The organism is Microbacterium sp. zg-YB36 (assembly GCF_024623575.2).
GTDB lineage: Bacteria > Actinomycetota > Actinomycetes > Actinomycetales > Microbacteriaceae > Microbacterium.
Window position 1 is genome coordinate 465,501 of sequence record NZ_JANJFD020000001.1, and the last position, 16,156, is coordinate 481,656.

Annotated in this window: 19 protein-coding genes, 2 tRNA genes and 1 pseudogene; 10 read left to right on the forward strand and 12 right to left on the reverse strand. The window is 69.1% G+C overall.

Going from position 1 to position 16,156, the window contains the following annotated elements; translation table 11 throughout:
• Window positions 1-43: 43 nt before the first annotated feature.
• Window positions 44-262, forward strand: a pseudogene (locus NQ151_RS16810) (sigma factor); the annotation flags it as partial.
• Window positions 263-268: 6 nt separating this feature from the next.
• Here the strand turns inward: NQ151_RS16810 and NQ151_RS02260 are convergent.
• The 4 genes from NQ151_RS02260 to ssb are packed head-to-tail and all read right to left on the reverse strand — an operon-like array spanning window position 269 to window position 3,675.
• Complete coding sequence (locus NQ151_RS02260) at window positions 269-745, reverse strand: acyl-CoA thioesterase (RefSeq protein WP_257527809.1); 477 nt, start codon at window positions 743-745, stop codon at window positions 269-271.
• A 7-nt stretch (window positions 746-752) separates the two neighbouring features.
• On the reverse strand, window positions 753-2,432 hold the full coding sequence (gene ettA / locus NQ151_RS02265) for an energy-dependent translational throttle protein EttA (RefSeq protein WP_257509636.1): 1,680 nt from the start codon (window positions 2,430-2,432) through the stop codon (window positions 753-755).
• Window positions 2,433-2,482: 50 nt separating this feature from the next.
• Window positions 2,483-2,998 (reverse strand): DUF6993 domain-containing protein, encoded by a 516-nt coding sequence (locus NQ151_RS02270; protein WP_257526885.1) that lies wholly within the window; start codon window positions 2,996-2,998, stop codon window positions 2,483-2,485.
• Window positions 2,999-3,048: 50 nt separating this feature from the next.
• Window positions 3,049-3,675 (reverse strand): single-stranded DNA-binding protein, encoded by a 627-nt coding sequence (gene ssb / locus NQ151_RS02275; protein ID WP_257526886.1) that lies wholly within the window; start codon window positions 3,673-3,675, stop codon window positions 3,049-3,051.
• A 256-nt stretch (window positions 3,676-3,931) separates the two neighbouring features.
• Here ssb and NQ151_RS02280 point away from each other — a divergent pair, with 256 nt between their 5' ends.
• On the forward strand, window positions 3,932-4,180 hold the full coding sequence (locus NQ151_RS02280; RefSeq protein ID WP_257526887.1) for a hypothetical protein: 249 nt from the start codon (window positions 3,932-3,934) through the stop codon (window positions 4,178-4,180).
• Window positions 4,181-4,183: 3 nt separating this feature from the next.
• Here the strand turns inward: NQ151_RS02280 and yczR are convergent, their stop codons facing one another.
• Window positions 4,184-5,614, reverse strand: coding sequence for a MocR-like transcription factor YczR (yczR, locus tag NQ151_RS02285; protein WP_257526888.1), 1,431 nt, complete (start codon window positions 5,612-5,614; stop codon window positions 4,184-4,186).
• Window positions 5,615-5,675: 61 nt separating this feature from the next.
• Here yczR and yczE point away from each other — a divergent pair, with 61 nt between their 5' ends.
• A complete protein-coding gene (yczE, locus tag NQ151_RS02290; RefSeq protein ID WP_257526889.1) occupies window positions 5,676-6,293 on the forward strand; it encodes a membrane protein YczE in 618 nt (205 codons plus the stop codon).
• Between the two features lie 4 nt (window positions 6,294-6,297).
• Here yczE and NQ151_RS02295 read toward each other — a convergent pair whose 3' ends face one another.
• The gene (locus NQ151_RS02295) at window positions 6,298-6,510 is read right to left on the reverse strand and encodes a methyltransferase (RefSeq protein ID WP_257526890.1); all 213 of its coding nucleotides are present in this window, start codon (window positions 6,508-6,510) and stop codon (window positions 6,298-6,300) included.
• Window positions 6,511-6,611: 101 nt separating this feature from the next.
• Between NQ151_RS02295 and NQ151_RS02300 the strand changes: the two genes are divergently transcribed.
• The 6 genes from NQ151_RS02300 (at window position 6,612) to NQ151_RS02325 (ending at window position 8,636) form a co-directional block, all read left to right on the forward strand.
• A tRNA-Arg gene (locus NQ151_RS02300) sits at window positions 6,612-6,684 on the forward strand.
• Window positions 6,685-6,724: 40 nt separating this feature from the next.
• Complete coding sequence (orn, locus tag NQ151_RS02305; protein WP_257509629.1) at window positions 6,725-7,351, forward strand: oligoribonuclease; 627 nt, start codon at window positions 6,725-6,727, stop codon at window positions 7,349-7,351.
• Window positions 7,352-7,388: 37 nt separating this feature from the next.
• Window positions 7,389-7,464 (forward strand) — tRNA-His (locus NQ151_RS02310).
• Between the two features lie 28 nt (window positions 7,465-7,492).
• Complete coding sequence (locus tag NQ151_RS02315) at window positions 7,493-7,834, forward strand: metallopeptidase family protein (RefSeq protein ID WP_257509628.1); 342 nt, start codon at window positions 7,493-7,495, stop codon at window positions 7,832-7,834.
• Window positions 7,825-8,130: an ATP-dependent Clp protease adapter ClpS gene (clpS, locus tag NQ151_RS02320; RefSeq protein WP_257526891.1), complete on the forward strand. Its 306-nt coding sequence runs from the start codon at window positions 7,825-7,827 to the stop codon at window positions 8,128-8,130. Before NQ151_RS02315 ends, clpS begins: the two co-directional genes overlap by 10 nt.
• On the forward strand, window positions 8,127-8,636 hold the full coding sequence (locus tag NQ151_RS02325) for a DUF2017 family protein (protein WP_257526892.1): 510 nt from the start codon (window positions 8,127-8,129) through the stop codon (window positions 8,634-8,636). The genes clpS and NQ151_RS02325 overlap by 4 nt, the downstream gene beginning before the upstream one ends.
• A 5-nt stretch (window positions 8,637-8,641) precedes the next feature.
• On the opposite strand, the gene NQ151_RS02330 is transcribed toward NQ151_RS02325, so the two are convergent.
• From NQ151_RS02330 to gatC, 6 genes are all read right to left on the reverse strand, one after another.
• Window positions 8,642-9,235: a nucleoside/nucleotide kinase family protein gene (locus NQ151_RS02330; protein ID WP_257526893.1), complete on the reverse strand. Its 594-nt coding sequence runs from the start codon at window positions 9,233-9,235 to the stop codon at window positions 8,642-8,644.
• Window positions 9,210-9,530 (reverse strand): hypothetical protein, encoded by a 321-nt coding sequence (locus NQ151_RS02335; RefSeq protein WP_257509624.1) that lies wholly within the window; start codon window positions 9,528-9,530, stop codon window positions 9,210-9,212. The genes NQ151_RS02330 and NQ151_RS02335 overlap by 26 nt, the downstream gene beginning before the upstream one ends.
• Window positions 9,531-9,578: 48 nt before the next feature.
• The gene (locus NQ151_RS02340; RefSeq protein ID WP_257526894.1) at window positions 9,579-10,844 is read right to left on the reverse strand and encodes a DNA polymerase IV; all 1,266 of its coding nucleotides are present in this window, start codon (window positions 10,842-10,844) and stop codon (window positions 9,579-9,581) included.
• A 204-nt stretch (window positions 10,845-11,048) separates the two neighbouring features.
• Entirely contained in the window at window positions 11,049-12,578 is a 1,530-nt protein-coding gene (gene gatB / locus NQ151_RS02345; protein WP_257526895.1) for an Asp-tRNA(Asn)/Glu-tRNA(Gln) amidotransferase subunit GatB, read from the reverse strand.
• A complete protein-coding gene (gatA, locus tag NQ151_RS02350; RefSeq protein ID WP_257526896.1) occupies window positions 12,578-14,089 on the reverse strand; it encodes an Asp-tRNA(Asn)/Glu-tRNA(Gln) amidotransferase subunit GatA in 1,512 nt (503 codons plus the stop codon). The genes gatB and gatA overlap by 1 nt, the downstream gene beginning before the upstream one ends.
• Window positions 14,086-14,385: an Asp-tRNA(Asn)/Glu-tRNA(Gln) amidotransferase subunit GatC gene (gene gatC, locus NQ151_RS02355; RefSeq protein ID WP_257509620.1), complete on the reverse strand. Its 300-nt coding sequence runs from the start codon at window positions 14,383-14,385 to the stop codon at window positions 14,086-14,088. Before gatC ends, gatA begins: the two co-directional genes overlap by 4 nt.
• Window positions 14,386-14,455: 70 nt before the next feature.
• Here gatC and NQ151_RS02360 point away from each other — a divergent pair, with 70 nt between their 5' ends.
• Entirely contained in the window at window positions 14,456-16,156 is a 1,701-nt protein-coding gene (locus tag NQ151_RS02360; protein ID WP_257526897.1) for a long-chain-fatty-acid--CoA ligase, read from the forward strand.

Genomic DNA, 16,156 nt, shown 5'->3' on the forward strand with positions numbered 1-16,156 from the left:
CCTGCAACCGTCGGCTCGAAGTGCGGCCCCTCCTGTCGGATCCCTGATCGACGCGCAGGACGCCTTGACCCGCGCCCACCGAGACGAGTGGGCACGGGTCGTGGCGACAACCGCCAGGCGGTTCGGGAATCTCGACACTGCCGAGGACGCGGCCGCGGAAGCCTTCGCGATCGCCACGGAGCGCTGGCCGGTGGACGGCATACCGCCCAACCCTGGCGCCTGGCTCACCACGACAGCGAGCCGCAAGGCGATCGTGCGTGTGCCGCCGTCAGCGGCGGTGCGCGTAGACGATCGGGTCGCCGACGTACGGCTCCCATGCCTCGCGCATGCGCGGGGTGAGCCGCACCGGGCGACCGGTGGCGGTGCTGACCATGACGACCACCGCGGTGGAGCGGGCGTACAGCGTCTGCGGCGTCTCGCCCTGCGGGCTGAACACGTCGTAGCAGACGTCGATGCTCGAGCCGCCGAGGCGCCCGATCCACAGCTGCACGTCCAGCGGACGCTGCTGATAGGGCACCGGCGCCAGATACTCGATCTCCTGGCGCGCGATGAGGGTCATCGTCTCGCCATGGACGTTCAACCCCGCCTCCAGCACCGCGGTGGGCGGGCCTTCCATTCCGGCATCCGGCTGCCAGAAGGCGCGCAGACGCGCTTCTTCGAGCAGCTTCAGCAGGGAGGTGTTGTTGACGTGGTTGAGCGCGTCCAGATCCCCCCAGCGCAGGTGGATCGGGACGTGCACCCGCATCGCGGTGTCAGTCACGCGTGAGCTTGCGGTAGGTGGACCGGTGCGGGTTCGCCGCATCCGGGCCGAGCCGCTCGACCTTGTTCGTCTCGTAGGCTTCGAAGTTGCCCTCGAACCAGTACCACTGGCCGGGGTTCTCCTCGGTGCCCTCGTACGAGAGGATGTGCGTCGCGATGCGGTCCAGGAACCACCGGTCGTGTGTGATGACCACGGCGCAGCCGGGGAACTCCAGCAGCGCGTTCTCGAGCGACTGCAGCGTCTCGACGTCCAGGTCGTTCGTCGGCTCATCCAGCAGCAGCAGGTTGCCGCCCTCCTTGAGAGTGAGGGCGAGGTTCAGCCGGTTGCGCTCACCACCGGAGAGCACGCCGGCCTTCTTCTGCTGGTCCGGGCCCTTGAAGCCGAACTTCGACACGTAGGCGCGGGACGGGATCTCGATCTTGCCTACCGTGATGATGTCCAGGCCGTCCGAGACGACCTCCCACAGCGACTTGTTCGGGTCGATGTTGGAGCGGGTCTGGTCGACGTAGCTGATCTTGACCGTCTCGCCGATCTTGAGCTGACCGCTGTCGAGCGGCTCGAGGCCCACGATGGTCTTGAACAGCGTGGTCTTGCCGACGCCGTTGGGGCCGATGACGCCGACGATGCCGTTCGGCGGCAGGCTGAAGCTCAGGCCGTCGATGAGCACGCGCCCGTCGAAGCCCTTCTCGAGCTTCTTCGCCTCGATCACGATGCCACCCAGGCGCGGGCCCGGCGGGATCTGGATCTCTTCGAAGTCGAGCTTGCGCGTGCGATCGGCTTCCGCCGCCATCTCCTCGTAGCGGGCCAGACGCGACTTGGACTTGGCCTGACGGCCCTTCGCGTTCGAGCGGACCCACTCGAGTTCGTCGGCCAGTCGCTTGGCGAGCTTGGCGTCCTTCTTGCCCTGGACGGCGAGGCGCTCGCCCTTCTTCTCCAGGTACGTCGAGTAATTGCCCTCGTAGCCGATCAGGCGACCGCGGTCGACCTCAGCGATCCACTCCGCGACGTTGTCGAGGAAGTACCGGTCGTGGGTGACGGCGATGACGGCGCCTGCGTACTTCTGCAGGTGCTGCTCGAGCCACAGCACGCTCTCGGCGTCCAAGTGGTTGGTCGGCTCATCCAGCAGCAGCAGGTCAGGCTTCTGCAGCAGCAGCTTGGTCAGCGCGACGCGGCGCTTCTCGCCACCGGAGAGGTTCGACACCGAGGCGTCGCCCGGGGGCGTGCGCAGGGCGTCCATCGCCTGCTCCAGCTGGGAGTCGAGGTCCCAGGCGTCGGCGGCGTCGATCTCTTCCTGCAGGGTGCCCATCTCGGCCAGGAGCGCGTCGAAATCGGCATCCGGGTCGGACATGAGAGCGGAGATCTCGTTGAACCGGTCGACCTTCGCCTTGATCGCGATGCCGTCCTGGATGTTCTCCAGCACGGTCTTGCTCTCGTCGAGCACCGGCTCCTGCATCAGGATGCCGACGGTGAAGCCGGGCGTCAGCTTCGCCTCCCCGTTGGAGGGCGTGTCCATCCCGGCCATGATCTTGAGGATCGTCGACTTGCCGGCACCGTTGGGGCCGACCATGCCGATCTTGGCACCGGGGAGGAACGACATCGTGACGTCGTCGAGGATCAGTTTGTCGCCGACCGCTTTGCGGGCACGGACCATCTGGTAGATGTACTCAGCCATATCCGTTCAAGTCTACGGGGCGATCGGCCGGCCGCAGACTCCTGCGCACGTCACCAGTCGATGGGGCGGGTGGCGCCGAGCAGGCACCCGCCGCCGGCGAGAGCGGCCGTGACCACGGTGACCACCGTGCCGGTGACCGGTCCGACCTGGCCGACGAGGCACTCCTGACCCCACTGCACCGAGAACTGCAGCGTCTCGACGGCGTTGCCGATGGTCGTCACGTCGTCGGTCACCTGCATCGCGCCCTTGTCGAACCCTGCCGCGACGAGGGCGTCGATGTACGCACGGCCCTCGGCCTTCTGCGGGGACGCCCAGACCGACTCGGCGACCGCAGCGAACAGCGGCAGGTTGTCCTCGGCCGTGCCCGCGGGCATCAACTGCGGCGCGGCGGGCTCGGTCGCCGTCGGTGTCGGTGCGGGCGTGGGTTCAGGCGCGGTGGTGGCAGGCGTGGACGGTGCGGGCTGCGGTTCGGCGGTGCATCCGGCCAGCAGAACCAGCGCGAGCGCGATCACCACCGCGGTCGCACCGCGACGAGGGGCGGGGGCGGTGGCGGTGAGTCGGAGCACTCCGGAAGTCTAGGGGGGTATCCCACACGTCCGTTCCGGTGACCAGACGTTCAGAAGGGCGGCTCGTCACCACCGGCGCCGGCCCACGCCAACTGCCGTTCCTCCAGCGACTGCGCGTCGTCGCCAGGCGTGTGGCCCTGGGTCGCGGGTGCGCCCGCCGGTACAGGCCCCTGGCCGAGGCCGACCGAGGTGGTGTCAGTTCCTGTGGGCAGAGACCAGCCGTTGGCATCCACCGGTGCCGGTGGCGCGTCGGAGGCGGGCCGCTGCTCCCCCGGGTCCCCCGCCTCCCCCGACTCGCCCGGGCCGCCGGACTCGCCGGGCCGCGCGGCGCGTGTGAAGACGGTCGTGCCCCAACGCAGGTCGGGGCCGACCGCGTAGGCGTCGATGTCGGCGGTGACGCCGCTGCGGCTTTCGTTCTCCCACGTGCGCAATCGCAGCGTGCCGGTGACGATGACCCGGTCGCCTTTGCGCAGTGACCGCAGTGCGTGTTCGGCGAGTCCGCGGAAGGCAGAGACGTGGTACCAGTTCGTATAGGCGTCGACCCAGGTGTTGGACTCCTTGTCATAGCGGCGCTGGGTGCTGCCCACACGGAACGCGACGATGGTGTCGCCACCGGCGGTGGCGCGGCGTTCCGGGTCGGCGGCGAGGTTGCCGGTGACGGTGATGGATTCGCTCATGGTGGTGCTGTCCTCTCGGTGTCGGGCGGGCGGAGTACCCGCCACTCCGGCACCCGCGTGCCCGTCGGGTGCCGGAGCACTCCCACCCTGTCGCGGTGTGAAAACCGGTGTGGGGCGGATGGGGGCGAAACGGGGAGGGATCGCCCACTTCGCCGGCTGGGGAGGAAGCGTGCCGTCACCTCCCGCGCCTTCGCGTCGGTGATGGCACGCAGTGTCGGAGGTCGCACATATGTTCGACATGCGAAAGGAGAATGACATGATCACCACCAGCAGTCCGGCGCTGCGCAGCCGCTTCGGCGCTCTCCGTCTGATTCCGGTAGGACCCGAACTGTGGCGCGTCGTCGACGACGCCGGACGCATCCTGGGCCACCTCCAACGCGCGGCCGAGGGGGCCGACGTGCGCTACCGCGCACTGCGCTATCACCGCGGGCACGCTCGACTTCTGCCCATCGGGGACTTCTGGTCCGCCGACGATGCCGTGGAATGCCTGCGTCGCGGCGGATGAACCTCACACCACGGCTTCGAGCGGTTCGCCGAACTGGGCGGGGGTCTCGCCCCTCACCCGATCCCACGCGCGAGAGAGAACCTCGACTGCGCGGACGAGCTGGTCCGCCGGCGCGGTGAAGGGCAGCCGCAGATGGCGCTCGTGTCCCCCGTCGATGGAGAACCGGGGACCCGCCGAGAGCAGCACACCCTCGTTGCGTGCCCGCAAGACCAGCGACGAGCTGAGCGGTGCGCCCAGGCCCACCCACAGTGCGACACCACCGGCGGTCGACGGGACCTGCCACTCCGGGATGTGTGCGGATAGCGCAGCCGTGAGCGCGTCGCGGCCTTCGCGAAGCACGGCCGAGCGTTGTTCGCGAATGGCCGGCATGTGCGCGAAGAGCGCCGCCGCGATCGCCTGCTCGAGTTCCGGCGTGCCGAGTTCTCGTGCCGGTCGGGCCGCCACGAGGCGCCGGATCACGTCCGGATCGGCGCGGATCCACCCGATCCGCAGTCCGCCCCAGACGGTCTTGCCCAGGGAACCGACACGCAGCACGGTGCGGGAGGAAGCAGGAGCGATCGCGAATGACGCCTCCGCCGACGTCTGGTCGATGCCGAGGTCGGCGGTCGTCTCGTCCAGCACCAGGAAGGTTCCGGCGCGCTCGGCGGCGGTGAGAATGGTCTGCTGCTCCTCCGGGCGCATTGTGCGACCGGTGGGATTCTGGAAGCGGGGCATGAGGTACGCCAGCACCGGAAGGCTCCGGGAGAACACCTGTGTGGCGCGGTCGAGGTCCCAACCGTCCTGGGTCGTCACCGGCACACCGATCAGCCGCGCGCCGGCGGCAGCGAAGGCGTCGGCGGCATGCGGGTACGTCGGCGTCTCGAGCACCACCGGGTCACCCCTGCCCACCAGCACACCGGCGATGAGGTGGATCGCGCTCTGCGCGCCCGTGGTCACCATGATCTGCGACGGATCGGTGGCGATGCCTCGTGCGCTGTAGTCGTCGGCGATCAGCGCGCGCAGTGCAGGTGTGCCGAGCACGTCGTAGCCCGAGCGCGCGACGATGCTCGGGGCGTCGGAGGCGACGGCAGCTATCACACCGGCAAGCCCGGGCCACGCTGCCGGACTGGCCTGCTGCAGATCGATGGAGTCGGTGTCGGGCGTCACCCGTCCCACGTCGCGCCGGCCCAGCGGCATCGTGATGCTCCCCGAGCCGCGCACGCTCTCGATATGGCCGGAAGCGCGAAGGCTGCCGTAGGCAGCGGCCACCGTGCTGCGGCTGAGTCCGAGTGCGGCGGCGAGTTCCCGCTCTGCGGGCAGCGCGGTGCGCGGTGCGATGCGGTTGTCCAGGCACAGCAGCCGGATGCCGTCTGCGAGTGCTTCGTAGGCGGGCTCACGGGTGCGCCAGCCGCCGAGCGCGGCCGTGAGCGCCCGCGCGGAGATCCGGGAGAGCATGGCGCCACATTATTGCAATTGGACTGGTGTGCACAGTCCAATCCCGCGGTTGACTTGTCCTATGACCAGACGCGTGACGCAGCTGCTGATCGGCCTCATCCTGTATGGGGCAGGCTGTGCGCTGATGGTGGAGGCGGGCATTGGACTGGATCCCTGGACGGTGTTCGCTCAGGGGATCGCGGTGCAGACAGGGATCGGCATCGGCTGGATCACCAACCTCCTCGGCTTCGCGGTCCTCCTGTTGTGGATTCCGTTGCGCCAGCGTCCCGGTGTCGGCACTGTGGCCAACATCGCGCTCGTCGGCACGAGCATGCAGTTGACGCTCAATGTGCTGCCAGCAGTGACCGGCTGGCTCATGCAGGGCGCGGTATTCGTTGCCGGGCTCCTGTCGGTCGCCGTGGCATCCGGTCTCTACATCGGTGCCCGCTTCGGACCCGGTCCGCGCGATGGCCTCATGACGGGATTGAACGCGCGGTTCGGGTGGCCGATCTGGCTGAGTCGCTTGGTTGTCGAGGCGTCCGTGCTGCTGGCGGGCTGGCTGTTGGGCGGCACCGTGGGCCTCGGGACCGTACTGTTCGCGGTGCTGATCGGCCCGTTCGCGCACGTCGCGCTGCCGCTTCTCGACACGCGCCGACCGGTCGCGCCGGCGACGGATGCCGCGGCACAACCTGCCGTCTGACGCGTCAGTGTTCCCGGAATTGCGGCCAGTCCGACCCCGGGGTCATCTGAGAATGCAGCGCATTTTTGGCCACTTCCATCGAGGGATACGTGCCGAGCACGTCGTCGGCGCCGGCCATGGTGACCTGGTAGCCGGCGTCCAGCTTGCGAATCGTGCCGGCAACACCGCCGGGGCCGTATGCCACCCACAGGGGGGTGCGGTTTTCGGTCGCACTCATCATCGAACTCCTTCCGACAGGTGCGACGCTACCTGGGGCTCACGGCGTTGGCCAGTGTCCTTCCGGTGGCGACGCGGAGGCACCGGTAACCTGAATGGCGACCCCCCGTAGCTCAGTGGATAGAGCAGGAGACTTCTAATCTCTTGGTCAGGCGTTCGAATCGCCTCGGGGGGACTCGGCCGGGGGCGTCCGACCCCATCGATAGGATGGACGCATGGTTGGGGCTTCTGAGAACGACAGACTCGTATGGATCGACTGCGAGATGACGGGACTGGACCTCGCCGTTGACGAGTTGGTCGAGATCGCCATCGTGATCACGGATTTCGAGCTTCGCGCCGTGGATCCCGGGTTCCAGATCGTGATCAAGCCCGACGCGTCTGCGCTGGCGAACATGAACGACTTCGTGACCAAGATGCACGAGTCGTCCGGTCTGCTGTCGGAACTCCCCGGTGGCGTCAGCCTCGCGCAGGCCGAGCACGAGGCGCTGGAGTATATCCAGCGGTTCGTCCCCCTCGATGGCAAGGCTCCGCTCGCGGGCAACACGATCGGCACCGACCGGATGTTCCTGGCGAAGTACATGCCGCGCGTGGACCGCTGGTTGCACTACCGCAACATCGATGTGTCCAGCATCAAGGAACTCTCACGTCGCTGGTACCCGCGGGCCTACATCCACGCTCCGGCGAAGGAGGGCGGGCACCGCGCTCTCGCTGACATCCGCGAGTCGATTCGCGAACTGGCGTACTACCGCGAAGCGGTGTTCGTGCCGCAGCCCGGTCCGACCAGCGACGACGCGCGCGCAGCCGCTGCTGCAGCCGTGTCATCTTTCGCTCCGGAGTTATGAGAGAATTTAGAGGTTGCCCGCTGAAGCGGGAGACATGGTGGGTATAGCTCAGTTGGTAGAGCACCTGGTTGTGGTCCAGGGGGCCGCGGGTTCAAGTCCCGTTACTCACCCCAAGAAGTGCCGGCAGGCAAAATGATCGATATGGATGCCACAGCATTCGAGGCCCTCGTGGTCGACGAACTCGATCGCCTTCCGGACGACATGATCGGCGGACTCGACAATGTCGTGTTCGTTGTGGAAGACCGTCCCGAAGACGGCAGCCTGGATCTGTTCGGGCTGTACGACGGCTGGGCGCTGACCGAACGCGATCGATACGGGATGGGCGAACTGCCCGACCGCATCATCGTGTATCGGGAGCCGCATCTGCACGCGTGCGAGTCGGTGGAAGCGCTGCGCGATGAAGTGCACACCACCCTCGTGCACGAGATCGCGCACTTCTACGGCATCGACGACGAGCGCCTGCATGAACTGGGATGGGCCTGATGAGCATCGCACTGCCCGACGTCGACGAGACGGCCTATCTCGACGAGCGTCCCGATGCCCAGCGGCCCTGGCAGACCGTTGTCTGGAACGATCCGGTGAATCTGATGACCTACGTCGTGCACGTGTTCCGGGAGTACTTCGGGCACCCGCCCGAGGTCGCGACCCGTCTGATGCTCGCGGTGCACCATGAGGGACGCGCCGTCGTCGCCGAGGGCGCCAGGGAGCAGATGGAACTGCACGCCCAAGCGATGCACGATTACGGGCTGTGGGCCACCGTGCGGCAGGCGCCGGAATGACCGGCGAACACGTGGTCGTACTGGAGCTCACCCTCATCGAGGGCGCGCACCTTGCCGACCTCGTCACGCAGTTCGCGGATCTACTCGCCGATCGACCTGCCGACGGCACGACCGTGCCGGATGACCCCGCCATCGCGCGCCTCGTGCCCGATGCCTACCGCGAGGACGCGGAGGCGGCGCGAGAGTTCCGCGCGCTCACGTCGGCCGACCTTCTCGACCGGCGCCTGGACGACGCCGGTGCCGTCCTGCAGGACCTCTCCCCCGACGGTGTGCCGCTGGACGCCTCGAACCTTGACGACGACACGTTGATGCACACCTTCGTCGTGCGCCTTCCGCCGGAGCGCAGCCGCGCCTGGCTGCGCACACTCAACGCACTGCGCCTCGTGTTGGCGACCCGGCTCGGCATCGACACCGAGGACGACCACGCCGCCGGTGACCCACGCTTCGCGATCTTCGACTGGCTCGGCTACCGACTCGACGGGCTGGTCGCCGCACTCGACGACTGAGCGGGTCAGGGCACGTCGAACAGGTGTGTCGCGAGCGCGCGCGGGGTGTCGCGGGCGAGATGACGCTCCTCCTGCTCGGCCCAACGCTCCCAATGGGGGCGGTAGGTATCCCCGTCACGCCCCATCGCCCGCGCCTTGCGCGACGGCTCCGGTGATTCCAGCCACACCCGGATGTCGGCCAGCGCGGCCGTCTGCGGGGTGAGGATGCCGCAGCCCTCGATGACCAGCGGCAGTGACGGGTCGACGGCGTGCTCCTCCGCGCGCATGCCGGTCGCCCAGTCCCAGCGGCGCCAGGCGCCGGGGAGGCCGTGGCGGTGCGGCTGGAGGATCTGCTCGCGCGCGTACGTCGCACCGGCTGCCAGCCCGTCCCAACCCGGGTAGAGCGAGTCCAGCGCGACGAGCTGCACCCCCGCAGGCTGCGGCCACCGCGCCACGAGATCCCGGGCGAGCGTGGATTTACCGGCGCCACTGCGACCGTCGATCAGGACCACCGCGTTGCCGGCATCCACCGCCCGCACCGCGCCGACCAGGACATCGACGGCAGCGGCGAGGGCGGCTGAGAGCGGTGCGGCGTTACTTCTTGAGTGCGCGGATGACACGGCTGAGAGCGCGCCCGGCAACCCACACGAAGGGAATCGCCACCGCGAGGAACGACACCAGGTTCGGCTCGAACCGCAGGTCGTCGCCCTTGCGGACGTATGCGCCCAGCGGCACGGCGTAACCGCCGCCACCGCCGCCACCGTTGCCGTCGGCATCCGACCCGCCGCCGAAGCCGGACCAAGTCAGCGCGACCGGGACGAGGGTGATGCCGTCGAGCTCCTGCTTCTCGCCATAGGCGCTGGTGACGCCGAAAGAAGCGGACTGCTTACCGAGATCCAATGCGATGTTGGGCATGCCCCCACCGTACCGGCCGGACCGGGTCTGGCCCAGCGGTTTGCGCTGTCAGCGCTCGTGCGGGCGCGGCGGCTTCGGATTCGACGGCAGCGCGCCCAGGTCGCGCGCGGTGCCGAGGAGCGTCGCGCGGGTCACCGCCGCGCGGCCGAACTTCTCCCGGGCGCCGTCCAACGCCTCTTCGACCCGGCGCCAGTCCCCGTCGTCGTCCCACAGCGCCAGCGGTGCGCCACCGGAGGGGCGGAGGTTCTCGGCGCGGACGCCGATGAGACGCACCGGCATGCGCAGGTCCACGTGGGAGAACAGCTCCCATGCGGCATCCCCGATCCGCTGACTGACCGCGGTGGGCTCGGGCAGCGTCTGCGAGCGGGTGATGGTGGTGAAGTCGGCGAATCGGAGCTTCAGGGCGATCGTCGCCGCCTCCCAGCCGTTGGCGCGGAGCCTCGCGCCGACGCGATCGGCGAGGCGGCGCAGTTCGGTGCGCAGCACGGCCGGGTCGGCGATGTCGTCGTGGAAAGTCTCTTCGTGGCCGACGCTCTTCTCGATGCGTTCGGTCTCGACCTCCCGCGCGTCGATGCCGCGCGCGAGGTGCCAGACGCGCTCCCCCATGGCCGGTCCCAGGGCGCGGTCGAGCACACCACGCGGCGTGGCGAGCACATCGGCGACGGTGTGGATGCCGCGGCCTTGCAGCGACGCCGCCGCCTTCGGGCCCACGCCCCAGAGGGCGCCGACGGGGCGGGCGGCCAGGAAGGCCTGGGTCTCGGCGGCGGGCACGATCAGCAGGCCGTCGGGTTTGGAGATCGTCGAGGCCATCTTGGCGACGTGCTTGGTGGCGGCGACCCCGATGCTGCAGACCAGGCCGGTCTCCTCCAGCACGCGTGTGCGGAGCATCCGTGCGATGTGGCCGGGGCTCCCCCACAGCCGGCGCGCACCCTGCACGTCGAGGAAGGCCTCGTCGATCGACAGCGGTTCGACCAGCGGGGTGACGTCGTGGAAGATCGCCATGACCTGGCGCGACAGCGCGAGGTAGCGGTCGAAGTGCGGCATGACGACGACCGCGTGGGGGCACAGCCGCAACGCCTGGCTCACCGGCATCGCCGAGCGAACGCCGAACCGGCGCGCCTCGTACGACGCGCTGGAGACGACGCTGCGTCCCTCCGGGGCGCCGATGATGATCGGCTTGCCCTTCAGGGTCGGGTCGTCGAGCACCTCGACAGCAGCGTAGAAGGCGTCCATGTCGACGTGCAGGATGCGCGTCCCGGTGTCGTCCGCGCCGTCGGGCGAGACGATACGCCCCGTACCGTCACCACGTCCCATATCCCCATCATCCCCGCTGCCGAGTGAGTATTGCTCGCGCCGAGTGAGTATTGCTCGCGCCGAGTGAGTATTGCTCGCGCCGAGTGAGTATTCGGCGCTGGCACTCACGTGCGCCTGCGAGTGCTCGCTCGGCGGCGCGAATACTCACTCAAGGCCACGAATACTCACTCGGCGGCGCGAATACTCACTCGAGGGCGCGAATACTCACTCGGCGGCGCGGGCGAGGATCAGTTCGCGCACACGCGCGGCGTCGGCCTGGCCCTTCATCGCCTTCATCACGGCACCGATCACGGCGCCGGCGGCTTGCACCTTGCCCTCGCGGATCTTCGCCATCACGTCCGGCTGGGATGCCAGCGCCTCGTCGATCGCGGCGATCAGCGCCCCGTCGTCCGAGACGACGGCCAGCCCGCGGGCGTCGACGACCTCCTGCGGCGATCCCTCACCGGCGATGACGCCCTCGAGCACCTGGCGCGCGAGCTTGTCGTTGAGGGTGCCCGCATCCACGAGCTTCTGCAGCGCGGCCACGTCCTCCGGCGACACCAGCTCGCTGGGCTCGCGCCCCGCGGCGTTCGCGGTGCGGGTGATCTCACCGGTCCACCACTTGTGGGCCGCGGCGGGCGAGGCCCCGGCGGCGACGGTGGCCTCCACCTCGACCAGCAGCGCACCGTTGATGAGGTGCTGGAATTCCTGGTCGGTGAAGCCCCAGTCGGCCTTGAGCCGGCGGTGGCGGGCAGCAGGCGGCTCCGGGAGGGCGGCGCGCAGCTCCTCGATCAGCTCGATGGACGGCGCCACCGGCAGCAGATCGGGCTCGGGGAAGTACCGGTAGTCGTCGGCATCCGACTTCGGGCGACCGGGAGAGGTCGTGCCGGTGTCCTCGTGCCAGTGACGGGTCTCCTGCCTGATCGAGCCGCCGTCGGCGAGGATCGCCGCCTGCCGCTGGATCTCGTACCGCACGGCCCGCTCGACCGAGCGCATCGAGTTGACGTTCTTCGTCTCGGTGCGTGTACCCAGCGGCGGCGTCGGCTCGCCCGGGGCCACCCGGGGGCGCAGCGACACGTTCGCGTCGCAGCGCAGGTTGCCGCGTTCCATCCGCGCCTCCGAGATGCCCAGGCCCCGCACGATGTCGCGGATGGTGGCGATGTACGCCTTCGCGATCTCGGGCGCCCGGTGCTCCGCGCCGATGATCGGCTTGGTCACGATCTCCACGAGCGGCACGCCGGCGCGGTTGTAGTCCACGAGGGAGTACTCGGCACCCTGGATGCGGCCGGTCGAGCCACCCATGTGGGTGAGCTTGCCGGCATCCTCCTCCATGTGCGCGCGCTCGATCGGGATCGTGACGATGTCGCCGTCGGACAGCTCGATCTCCACCGACCCCTCGTACGCGATCGGCTCGTCGTACTGCGAGATCTGGTAGTTCTTGCCCAGGTCCGGGTAGAAGTAGTTCTTGCGCGCGAACCGGCTGGACGGCGCGATGGAGCAACCAAGGGCCAGGCCCAGGCTGATCGAGGACCGCACTGCCTGCTCATTGACGGTCGGCATCGAACCCGGCAGGCCCATGTCGACGGGCGACACCAGCGTGTTGGGAGCGGCGCTGTGGTTCTTCTCGTTGGCGGGGTTGCCCGCCGAGGAGAACATCTTCGTCTCGGTGTTCAGTTCGACGTGCACTTCGAATCCGAGCACCGGCTCGAACAGTTCGAGGGCCTTGTCGAAGTCCATCAGCTTTGCCTTCGCCATCAGCGGGTCCCTCCCAGGATCGGAGCACGGTCGAGCAGCGGGCCGCCCCAGCGGTCGACGAGCATCGCCTCCACGGCGGCGCCGACGCGGTACAGGCGGGCGTCCTCGCGCACCGGCGCGAGGAACTGGATGCCGACGGGCAGTCCGTCCTCGGCGGCCAGCCCGGAGGGGACCGAGATACCGGGTACCCCGGCGAGGTTCGCCGGGATCGTCGTGACGTCGTTGAGGTACATCTGCAGCGGGTCGTCGATCTTCTCGCCGAGGCGGAACGCGGTCGTCGGCGCGGACGGCGTCGCGATGACGTCGACCTGCGCGAACGCCTGGTCGAAGTCCTGCTGGATGAGCGTGCGCACCTTCTGGGCCGAGCCGTAGTAGGCGTCGTAGTAACCGGCCGACAGCGCGTAGGTGCCGAGGATGACGCGACGCTTGACCTCGGGACCGAAGCCGGCGTCGCGGGTGGCGGCCATGACGTCCTCGACGGTGCCGCCGGGGACATTCACGCGCATACCGAAGCGGACGGAGTCGAACTTCGCCAGGTTGCTGGATGCCTCGGCGGGCAGGATCAGGTAGTACGCGGCGACGCCGTACTCGAAGTGCGGCGCGCTGATCTCGACGATCTCCGCGCCCTGAGCCTGCATCGCCTCGAGCGCCTCATGGAACGACGCGGAGACCCCGGACTGGAACCCGCTGTCGGGGAGCTCCCGGATGACGCCGACCTTGAGACCGTTGAGCACGTCACCACGGGCGCCCTCACGGGCGGCCTCGGCGAACGACGGCCACCGGTCGATAAGTGACGTCGCATCGTGCGGGTCGTGCCCGCCGATGACGTCGTGCAGCAGTGCCGAATCCAGCACGGTGCGCGAGACGGGACCGACCTGGTCGAGGCTGGATGCCAGGGCGATGGCGCCGTACCGGCTGACCCCGCCGTACGTCGGCTTCATGCCCACCGTGCCGGTGACGTGCGCCGGCTGGCGGATCGAGCCGCCGGTGTCCGAACCCAGCGCGATCGGCGCCTCGAAAGCGGCGACGGCGGCGGCGGAGCCGCCACCGGACCCGCCGGGGATGCGGTCGAGGTCCCACGGGTTGTGCGTCGCGCCGTACGCGGAGTGCTCGGTGGAGGAGCCCATCGCGAACTCGTCCATGTTGGTCTTGCCCAGCGGCACGAGGCCGGCGGCGCGTGAGCGCGCCACGACGGTCGCGTCGTACGGGGACATGAAGCCCTCGAGGATCTTCGACCCGCTCGTGGAGGGCATGTCGGTCGTGACGAGCACGTCCTTGATCGCCAGCGGCACGCCGGCGAGGGTGCCCAGCTGTTCACCGGCGGCGCGCCGGCGATCGATGTCGGCGGCGACGTCCAGCGCGTGGTCGCTGACGTGCAGGAAGGCGTGCACGTCGCCGTCGACGGCGGCGATGCGGTCCAGGTGGGCCTGCGTGGCCTCGACGCTGGACACCTCGCCCGCGCTCAGCGCGGCGGCGAGGTCGGCGGCTGTCAGCCGGGTCAGATCGGTCACTGCTCTTCTCCCAGGATGGCGGTCACGCGGAAGCGGTCGTCGGCGGACTCCGGGGCGTTCTGCAGCACCTCGGCGACCGTCAGCATGTCCCCAGGGACATCGGGGCGGAAAACGTTCTGCAGGGGAACCGGGTGGCTCGTCGCGGGGATGTCGGCGGTAGCCACCTGCGACACCTTCGCGATGTTGTCGACGATGACGTCGAGCTGCCCGGTGAGCTGCTCGACCTCCTCATCGCTGAGCTGGATCCGGGCGAGAACGCCGAGATGACGCACGAGATCGGGGGTGATTTCTGACACCCGGTAAGTCTACTTGGGCGCTCCGCCGCCGTTCGCGCGGCTGACGTCCCGGGCGCAATAGAGTGAGCGCGTGACCTCGTACGATCCGCCGCGCCCGTGGACCCGCAGCTATGCCGAGGGCGTTCCCGCGGATCTGGCGCCGGTGACGGGCTCGCTCGTCGACATCGTCGCCGCATCGGCCCGCGACTACCCCGACGCCCCCGCGCTGCAGTTCTTCGGCCGCGAGACCACCTACCGCCGCCTGCATGAGCAGATCGACCGTGCTGCCGGGGCGCTGCACGCCCGCGGCGTGCGCGCCGGCGACCCGGTGGCCATCGTGCTGCCCAACTGCCCGCAGCACATCGTGGCGTTCTACGCCGTGCTGCGCCTGGGCGCCGTGGTGGTGGAGCACAACCCGCTCTACACGCCGCGGGAGCTGCGCAAGCAGTTCGAGGACCACGGCGCCAAGCACGCGATCGTGTGGAGCAAGGTCATCGCGACGATGAAGGATCTGCCCATCGATCTGCAGGTCACCGACCTCATCGCGGTCGACGTGACGACGGCGATGCCGCTTTCCACGCAGTTCGCCCTGCGGCTCCCGATCGCGAAGGCGCGGGAGTCCCGTGCGGCACTGACCGAGCACGTCAGCGATGTGACCACGTGGCAGCAGATCGTGTCGCACGATCCGATTCCGCTCTCGCACCCGAAACCGGCCACCGATGACCTCGCGATCATCCAGTACACCAGCGGCACGACCGGCAGCCCCAAGGGCGCAGCGCTGACGCACCGCAACCTGCTCGCGAACGCGGCGCAGGCACAGGCGTGGGTGCCGTCGATCAAGCGGGGCAAGGGATGCGTCGTGTATGCCGTGCTGCCGATGTTCCACGCGTACGGACTGACGCTGTGCCTCACCTTCGCGATGTCGATGGGAGCGCGCCTGGTGCTGTTCCCCAAGTTCGACCCGGACCTGGTGCTCGCGGTGGTCAAGAAGCACCCCGCCACCTTCCTGCCACTCGTCCCGCCGATCGCCGACCGCCTGCTGGCCGCCGCCCGCGCGCAGGGCGTGTCGCTGGCGGGCACTGAGATCGCGATCTCCGGCGCCATGGCGCTCCCACACGAACTGGTCGTCCCCTTCGAAGCGGCCAGTGACGGCTACCTCGTCGAGGGCTATGGGCTGTCGGAATGCTCCCCGGTGCTCATGGCCAACCCCGTGGCGACTCACCGCGTGCCCGGCACCGTGGGGCTGCCGCTGCCCGGCACCGAGTGCCGCGTCGTCGATCCGGATGCGCCGACCGTCGACGTCGTGCCAGGCGAACGCGGCGAACTGCTGGTGCGTGGTCCGCAGGTGTTCAGCGGCTACTACGGCCGGCCGGAGGAGACCGAGCGCGTGTTCGTCGATGGCTGGTTCCGCACCGGCGACATCGTGACGATCGACGAGGCCGGGTTCGTCCGGATCGTCGACCGGATCAAGGAACTCATCATCACCGGTGGCTTCAACGTCGCCCCGACCGAGGTCGAGATCGCGCTGCGCCAGCACCCGTTGGTCAAGGATGCCGCCGTCGTCGGCCTGCCCGACGGAAAGTCCGGTGAAGAAGTGGTCGCCGCCATCGTCGTGGACGGCAACGCCCCCGTCGATGTCGAAGCGGTCCGGGAATTCGCCCGCGGGATCCTGACGCCCTACAAGGTGCCTCGCCGCATCTTCATCGTCGATGAGCTGCCGAAATCACTGATCGGCAAGGTGCTGCGCCGCCAGGTGCGTGAGTCGCTGGAACAGCTCGTCTCGGGTCGGTGA